This is a genomic window from Pseudomonas sp. P7758, assembly GCF_013386485.1.
GTDB lineage: Bacteria > Pseudomonadota > Gammaproteobacteria > Pseudomonadales > Pseudomonadaceae > Aquipseudomonas.
In genome coordinates this window covers 1-7433 of the sequence record NZ_JACARS010000183.1, presented here as the reverse complement: position 1 = coordinate 7433, position 7433 = coordinate 1, and the positions used below count along the sequence as shown (strand labels likewise).

Below are 7433 nucleotides of genomic sequence, written 5' to 3'. Positions count from 1 at the left end.
ATGTGTATAAGAGACAGGACTCAACCGGATCAAAATGTGGGGGCGTGCTTGCTGTGGTGAGCGGGCTTGCCCCGCGTTGGGCTGCGAAGCAGCCCCATCAATCTGTGGTGAGCCCGACGGGGGACAAGCCCCCTCGCCACAGCAAGCCCGCTTCCACATTTGATTGCATGCATTCCGATAGAACTTCTCCACCCGCCCCCGCCTCATAATTAACAAGCCCACCTCCACGGCACGCCCATGGACCTTGTTATCGCCCGGCCCGAAGGCCTCTACTGCCCCGCCGGGGATTTCTACATCGACCCCTGGCGCCCGGTGGAACGTTCGGTCATCACCCACGCCCACGGCGACCACGCCCGCACCGGCAACCAGCATTACCTGGCCGCCGCCCCCGGCGAAGGTATCCTGCGCTCGCGCCTCGGCCAGGACATCAACCTGCAAACCCTGGCCTACGGCGAAAGCCTGCGCCACCACGGCGTCACCTTGAGTTTCCACCCCGCCGGCCATGTCCTCGGCTCCGCCCAGGTGCGCCTGGAATACCAGGGTGAAGTCTGGGTCGCCTCCGGCGACTATAAAGTCGAGCCCGACGGCACCTGCGCGCCGTTCGAACCGGTGCGCTGCCATACGTTTATCACCGAATCGACCTTCGGCCTGCCGATCTACCGCTGGCAGCCCCAGGCGCAGATTTTTGCCGGGATCAACGACTGGTGGCAGGCCAATATCGCCGCCGGCAAGGCGAGCGTGTTGTTCTGTTATTCCTTCGGCAAAGCCCAGCGGATTCTCCACGGCATCGACGCCAGCATCGGCCCGATCCTCAGCCATGGCGCGGTCGAACCCTTGAACCGGGTGTACCGCGAAGCTGGCATCTATATCCCTGAAACCCTCTACGCCGGCGACTTCAAAAAGACCGACCCTTTGTTGCGCCAGGCCCTGATCATCGCCCCGCCCTCCGCCGGTGGCAGCACCTGGATGCGCCGCTTCGGCGACTACAGTGACGCCTTCGCCAGCGGCTGGATGCGCCTGCGCGGAACCCGGCGTCGGCGCGGCGTGGATCGCGGCTTTGTGCTCTCGGACCACGCCGATTGGCCCGGACTGTTATGGGCCATTGAGCAAACCGGTGCCGAGCGGGTAATGGTCACCCACGGTTCTGTGGGCGTATTGGTCAGGCACCTGCGGGAAAAGGGCCTGGATGCCCAGGGATTCACCACCGAATACGGCGATGACGAAGAGGAGGCCACGTCATGAAAGCCTTCGCCGAGCTGTACGCCAACCTCGACGCCACCACCTCCAGCAACGCCAAGCTCGCCGCCTTGCAGGCTTATTTCCTACAGGCGCCCGCGGAAGATGCTGCGTGGGCGGTGTACTTTTTATCCGGCGGCCGGCCCCGACAACTGGTACCCACGCGGTTGCTGCGGGACATGGCCACCGAAGCCGCGAGCATTGAGCCGTGGCTGTTCGAAGAGAGTTATCAGTCGGTAGGGGACCTGGCGGAAACCATTTCCCTGCTGTTACCGGAATCGCCCCACACCTCGGACGATGGTCTGGCCGTGTGGCTGGAAGAAAAACTCCTGCCCTTGCGCGGCCTGCCGCCAGAAGAACTGGCAGAACGCCTGCCCGCGTTGTGGGCACAGCTGGATCAGCCGAGCCTGATGCTCTGCATCAAGCTGATCACCGGCAGCTTCCGGGTCGGTGTGTCGAAGTTGCTGGTCACCCGCGCCCTGGCCGCCATGGCCGGGCTGGACAGCAAACGCGTGGCCCAGCGGCTGGTGGGCTACACCGACCTGTCGAACCGTCCGACGGCCGAAGGCTATTTGAAGCTGATTGCCGCCGAATCGTCCGACGAACACGCCCAGCGTGGCGGGCAGCCTTATCCGTTTTTCCTGGCCCATGGCCTGGCCCAGCCGGTGGAACAGTTCGATGCCTTGCTCGGCTCCCCTGCTGACTGGCAAGTGGAATGGAAGTGGGACGGTATCCGCGCACAACTGGTCAAGCGCGAAGGCCGCTTGTGGGTCTGGTCTCGGGGCGAAGAACTGGTCACCGAGCGCTTTCCGGAGCTTCATGACCTGGAAAACAGCCTGCCCGATGGCACGGTGATCGACGGTGAAATCGTGGTGTGGAAGGACTCGGTGCAACCCTTCGCCCTGCTGCAACAGCGCATTGGCCGCAAGACCCTGGGCAAGAAAATCCTCGAAGACGCGCCGGTCGCCGTGCTCGCTTATGACCTGCTGGAACACCACGGCGAAGACTGGCGCAACCACACCCAGGCCGAACGCCGGGCGCAACTGGAGCTGGTGGTCAGCGACTGCGACCAGCCAACGTTGCGCACGTCGCCAGTGCTGATCGGCAATAGCTGGCAAGACTTGGCAGAGCAGCGTGAGGCGTCCCGCAGCCTGGGCGTGGAAGGCATGATGCTCAAGGCCCGGGACGGGCTCTACGGCGTGGGCCGGACCAAGGACATGGGCGTGTGGTGGAAGTGGAAAGTCGACCCGTTCAGCGTCGATGCGGTGTTGATCTACGCCCAGCGCGGCCATGGCCGGCGCGCCAGCCTGTACAGCGACTACACCTTTGCGGTGTGGGACGGCCCGCCCGGTACTGAGCGTACGTTGGTGCCGTTCGCCAAGGCGTATTCGGGGCTGACCGATGAGGAAATGCGCAAGGTCGACGCCATCGTGCGCAAGACCACCGTGGAGAAATTCGGCCCGGTGAGCAGCGTCACGCCGAGCATGGTGTTTGAACTGGGTTTTGAAGGGATTGCCCTGTCCAAGCGGCACAAGAGCGGAATTGCGGTGCGTTTCCCGAGGATGTTGCGCTGGCGCCAGGACAAGGCCGTCGAGGAAGCCGACAACCTGGCGACCCTGCAGGATTTACTGGCCTGACACGCCTCTCACGAACGCCACCGATCAATGTGGGAGCGGGCTTGCTCGCGAATGCGGTGTGTCAGTCAATACATGTACCGACTGATCCACCGCATTCGCGAGCAAGCCCGCTCCCACATTTGAAAACCTCACACGCCCCAAAATAATGCATAGATTGATCAATGCCCATTTTCGGGCATTTCCTACTGGCACAACTCCTTAATCTCACCTTTTAAAACGACCATTCGGAACTATGGTGCAGAAATTGCTACTTGAGTCCGGTCTGACACCGTTCAGTAACAGTCCTAACCGCGCCACAAGCGCTTATCTTGGTTTCCAGGGATTACATAATGAAAAAAGCATTGCTGACCCTTTCTGCACTGGCTCTGTGCATGGCCGCCGGTTCCGCGCTGGCCAAGGAATACAAGGAATTGCGTTTTGGTGTCGATCCGTCCTACGCGCCGTTTGAGTCTAAAGCCGCTGACGGCAGCCTGGTGGGCTTCGATATCGACCTGGGCAATGCCATCTGTGCCGAGCTGAAGGTCAAGTGCAAGTGGGTCGAAAGTGATTTCGACGGCATGATTCCAGGCCTCAACGCCAACAAGTTTGACGGCGTGATTTCCTCGATGACCGTGACCGAAGCCCGTGAAAAGGCGATCGACTTCTCCAACGAGCTGTTCTCCGGCCCGACTTCCCTGGTGTTCAAAAAGGGCGCGAACTACTCCACGCCTGAGTCCCTCAAGGGCAAAAGCGTTGGCTACGAGCAAGGCACCATCCAGGAAGCCTACGCCAAGGCCGTACTGGACAAGGCCGGTGTCACCACCAAGGCCTACGCCAACCAGGACCAGGTGTACGCCGACCTGACTTCCGGCCGCCTGGACGCTTCCGTGCAGGACATGCTGCAAGCCGAACTGGGCTTTTTGAAGTCGCCAGCCGGTGCTGACTACGAAGTCAGCAAGGCCATCGACGATCCACTGCTGCCGTCCAAAACTGCGGTCGGTATCAAAAAAGGTAACAAAGACCTCAAGGCCTTGTTGGATAAAGGTATCAAAGCGTTACACGATGATGGCACCTACGCCACCATCCAGAAGAAACACTTTGGCGATCTGAACCTGTACAGCGGCAAATAATGCCTGGGGCGCCCTTCCTCTGGAGGGGCGCTTTTTTATCGCCATAGGTCCTGATTTATGTTCGAAGATCTTTTGCAAACCCTGGGGCTCAGTGCCTTCAGCTTGAAGGGTTTCGGCCCGCTGTTGCTGCAAGGCACCTGGATGACCGTCAAGTTGTCGGTGTTCTCCCTGGCCGTCAGCGTGTTGCTGGGCCTGCTCGGGGCTACTGCCAAACTGTCCAGCCTGCCGTTCCTGCGGGTTCCCGCGCAGATCTACACCACCCTGATTCGCGGCGTGCCCGACCTGGTGCTGATGCTGCTGATTTTCTACAGCCTGCAAATCTGGCTGACCAGCTTTACCGACTTTATGGAATGGGACTACATCGAGATCGACCCATTCAGCGCCGGGGTCATCACCCTGGGCTTTATCTACGGTGCGTATTTCACCGAGACCTTTCGCGGCGCGATCCTCGCCGTGCCCCGTGGCCAATTGGAGGCCGCCACGGCCTACGGGCTCACGCGTGGCCAGCGGTTTCGCTTCGTGACCTTCCCGCAGATGATGCGCTTCGCCCTGCCGGGCATTAACAACAACTGGTGCGTGATGCTCAAGGCCACCGCCCTGGTGTCGATCATCGGCCTGGCCGACCTGGTCAAGGCCGCGCAGGATGCCGGCAAGAGTACTTATCAGCTGTTCTATTTCCTGGTGATCGCCGCGTTTATCTACCTGTTGATCACCAGCGCGTCCAACTTCGTCCTGCGCCGCCTCGAACGGCGCTACTCCGCAGGCTCCCGGGAGGCAGTGCGATGATCGAACTTATCCAGCAATACTGGCGCCCCTTCCTTTATAGCGACGGCCAGCACATCACCGGGCTGGCCATGACGATGTGGCTGCTCAGCGCGTCGATCTTCATCGGCTTCCTGGTATCGATCCCGCTGTCCATTGCGCGGGTGTCGCGCAATCGCTGGGTACGCTGGCCGGTGCAGTTCTACACCTACCTGTTTCGCGGCACGCCGCTGTATATCCAGTTGCTGATTTGCTACACCGGGATCTACAGCATCGCGGCGGTTCGCGCGCAGCCGGTGCTGGACGCGTTCTTTCGTGATGCGATGAACTGCACGATTCTCGCCTTCGCCCTCAACACCTGCGCCTACACCACGGAGATTTTTGCCGGGGCGATCCGCAGCATGGCCCACGGCGAAGTCGAAGCGGCGAAAGCCTACGGCCTCAGCGGCTGGAAGCTGTATGCCTACGTGATCATGCCGTCGGCCCTGCGCCGCTCGCTGCCGTACTACAGTAATGAAGTGATCCTGATGCTGCACTCGACGACGGTGGCCTTCACCGCGACCATCCCGGATATCCTGAAAGTCGCCCGGGACGCCAACTCGGCCACCTACATGACCTTTCAATCATTCGGTATCGCTGCGCTGATCTACCTGACCGTGACCTTTGCCCTGGTCGGTCTGTTTCGTCTGGCGGAGCGTCGCTGGCTGGCCTTTCTCGGCCCCAGCCACTAAGGAGCCTTCATGCGTCATCAGATTCATCCACTTGTGGCGCCGGTGCCGGGCACGGAGCGACAAATCCACAGTTTCCACTTCGGGCCGGAGCAGGCCGAAGGCAAGGTCTACATCCAGTCGTCACTGCACGCCGACGAATTGCCGGGCATGCTGGTGGCCTGGCACTTGAAGGCGCGCCTGGCGGAGCTGGCTGCGACCGGCCGCCTGCGCAGCGAGATCGTGCTGGTGCCGATCGCCAACCCGACCGGCCTGGAACAGGTGTTGATGGACATCCCCCTGGGCCGCTACGAGCTGGAAAGCGGGCAGAACTTCAACCGCCTGTTTGTCGACCTGTCCGACGAGGTTGGCAATCAAGTCGACGGCCTGCTGGGAGATGATCCTGCGCACAACGTCGAACTGATCCGCGATGCGCTGACCATGGCCCTGGCGGCGCAAACGCCCGTCACACAACTGGAATCCCAACGCCTGGTGCTGCAACGCCTGGCGTGTGATGCCGACATGGTGCTGGACCTGCACTGCGACTTCGAAGCCGTTGCACACCTGTACACCACCCCCGAGGCGTGGCCGCAGGTGGAGCCGCTGGCGCGCTATATCGGTTCGGAAGCCAACCTGTTGGCTACCGATTCCGGTGGGCAGTCGTTCGATGAGTGTTTCACGCTGGTGTGGTGGCAATTGCAACAACGGTTTGGCGAGCGCTTCCCGATTCCGATGGGCAGCTTTTCCGTCACCGTCGAGTTGCGCGGCCAGGGCGACGTCAACCACGGCCTGGCCAGCCTCGACTGCCAGGCGATCATCGATTACCTGATTCACTTCGGCGCAATCAGCGGCGAGCCGGCACCGCTGCCGGAATTGCCCTACCCCGCCACACCGCTGGCGGGCGTCGAGCCGGTGGCCACACCCGTGGGCGGCTTGCTGGTATTCAGCGCGCTGCCTGGGGAATACGTGGACGCCGGGCAACTGATCGCCGAAATCATCGACCCCATTTCCGACCGCGTAACGCCAGTGCATTGCCGCAATGCCGGGCTGCTTTACGCTCGTTCGCTGCGGCGCATGGCCACTGCCGGGATGGTCATTGCCCATGTCGCAGGCACTGAAGCCTATCGCAGCGGCTACCTACTTTCGCCTTGAGGATGCACGCCCCATGTACAAATTGACCGTTGAAGGCCTGCATAAAAGCTATGGCGACAATGAGGTGCTCAAAGGTGTCTCGCTCAAGGCCAGGACCGGTGATGTGATCAGCTTGATCGGCGCCAGTGGCTCGGGCAAGAGTACCTTTTTGCGGTGTATCAATTTTCTTGAACAGCCCAATGATGGCGCGATGACGCTGGATGGGCAGCAGATTCGCATGGTCAGTGACCGCCATGGGATGCGCGTGGCGGATGATGCTGAGTTGCAGCGCCTGCGTACGCGGTTGGCGATGGTGTTTCAGCATTTCAACCTGTGGAGCCACATGAGTGTGCTGGAGAACATCACCATGGCGCCGCGCCGGGTGCTGGGTTGCAGCAAGAAGGACGCCGAGGATCGCGCTCGCCGGTATCTGGACAAGGTTGGGTTGCCGGCGCGGGTGGCCGGTCAATATCCGGCGTTTTTGTCGGGTGGCCAGCAACAGCGGGTGGCGATTGCCCGGGCGCTGGCGATGGAGCCAGAGGTGATGCTGTTTGACGAGCCGACTTCGGCGCTGGACCCGGAGTTGGTGGGTGAGGTGTTGAAGGTGATCCAGGGTTTGGCTGAGGAAGGCCGGACGATGATCATGGTGACCCATGAGATGAGCTTTGCGCGCAAGGTGTCGAGCCAGGTGCTGTTTTTGCACAAGGGGTTGGTGGAGGAACAGGGTGCGCCGGAGGATGTGCTGGGTAATCCGAAGAGCGAGCGGTTGCAGCAGTTTTTGAGTGGGAATTTGAAGTAGCCCGCAGGGGTTGGGTGTATATCCGTTATTTAGGTAACGGCCACTTATGGTT

7 protein-coding genes are annotated in these 7433 nt (G+C 61.2%); all 7 read left to right on the top strand.

The genetic code is table 11. The features are described 5' to 3' along the window. Positions 1–237 precede the first annotated feature (237 nt). The 7 genes from HX873_RS29530 (at position 238) to HX873_RS29500 (ending at position 7381) form a co-directional block, all read left to right on the top strand. Complete coding sequence (locus HX873_RS29530; protein ID WP_003213671.1) at positions 238–1242, top strand: ligase-associated DNA damage response exonuclease; 1005 nt, start codon at positions 238–240, stop codon at positions 1240–1242. Continuing rightward, the gene (locus HX873_RS29525; RefSeq protein ID WP_177123611.1) at positions 1239–2873 is read left to right on the top strand and encodes an ATP-dependent DNA ligase; all 1635 of its coding nucleotides are present in this window, start codon (positions 1239–1241) and stop codon (positions 2871–2873) included. Before HX873_RS29530 ends, HX873_RS29525 begins: the two co-directional genes overlap by 4 nt. 329 nt (positions 2874–3202) lie before the next feature. After that, positions 3203–3982 carry a transporter substrate-binding domain-containing protein gene (locus HX873_RS29520; RefSeq protein WP_003213667.1) on the top strand — a complete coding sequence of 260 codons (780 nt, stop codon included), beginning with the start codon at positions 3203–3205 and terminating at the stop codon, positions 3980–3982. A 57-nt stretch (positions 3983–4039) separates the two neighbouring features. Then, on the top strand, positions 4040–4768 hold the full coding sequence (locus HX873_RS29515) for an ABC transporter permease (RefSeq protein WP_102606225.1): 729 nt from the start codon (positions 4040–4042) through the stop codon (positions 4766–4768). Further along, positions 4765–5475: an ABC transporter permease gene (locus HX873_RS29510; protein WP_003209532.1), complete on the top strand. Its 711-nt coding sequence runs from the start codon at positions 4765–4767 to the stop codon at positions 5473–5475. Before HX873_RS29515 ends, HX873_RS29510 begins: the two co-directional genes overlap by 4 nt. Positions 5476–5484: 9 nt before the next feature. After that, positions 5485–6603 carry a succinylglutamate desuccinylase/aspartoacylase family protein gene (locus tag HX873_RS29505; RefSeq protein WP_177123610.1) on the top strand — a complete coding sequence of 373 codons (1119 nt, stop codon included), beginning with the start codon at positions 5485–5487 and terminating at the stop codon, positions 6601–6603. A 13-nt stretch (positions 6604–6616) separates the two neighbouring features. After that, positions 6617–7381, top strand: a complete 765-nt coding sequence (locus tag HX873_RS29500) for an ABC transporter ATP-binding protein (protein WP_008432141.1) — start codon at positions 6617–6619, stop codon at positions 7379–7381. Positions 7382–7433: the final 52 nt, after the last annotated feature.

Bases quoted from the DNA above. Each gene is read 5' to 3' on its own strand.
- HX873_RS29525 (WP_177123611.1), top strand. From the start codon at position 1,239: ATGAAAGCCTTCGCCGAGCTGTACGCCAACCTCGACGCCACCACCTCC.
- HX873_RS29520 (WP_003213667.1), top strand. From the start codon at position 3,203: ATGAAAAAAGCATTGCTGACCCTTTCTGCACTGGCTCTGTGCATGGCC.
- HX873_RS29530 (WP_003213671.1), top strand. From the start codon at position 238: ATGGACCTTGTTATCGCCCGGCCCGAAGGCCTCTACTGCCCCGCCGGG.
- HX873_RS29500 (WP_008432141.1), top strand. From the start codon at position 6,617: ATGTACAAATTGACCGTTGAAGGCCTGCATAAAAGCTATGGCGACAAT.
- HX873_RS29510 (WP_003209532.1), top strand. From the start codon at position 4,765: ATGATCGAACTTATCCAGCAATACTGGCGCCCCTTCCTTTATAGCGAC.
- HX873_RS29515 (WP_102606225.1), top strand. From the start codon at position 4,040: ATGTTCGAAGATCTTTTGCAAACCCTGGGGCTCAGTGCCTTCAGCTTG.
- HX873_RS29505 (WP_177123610.1), top strand. From the start codon at position 5,485: ATGCGTCATCAGATTCATCCACTTGTGGCGCCGGTGCCGGGCACGGAG.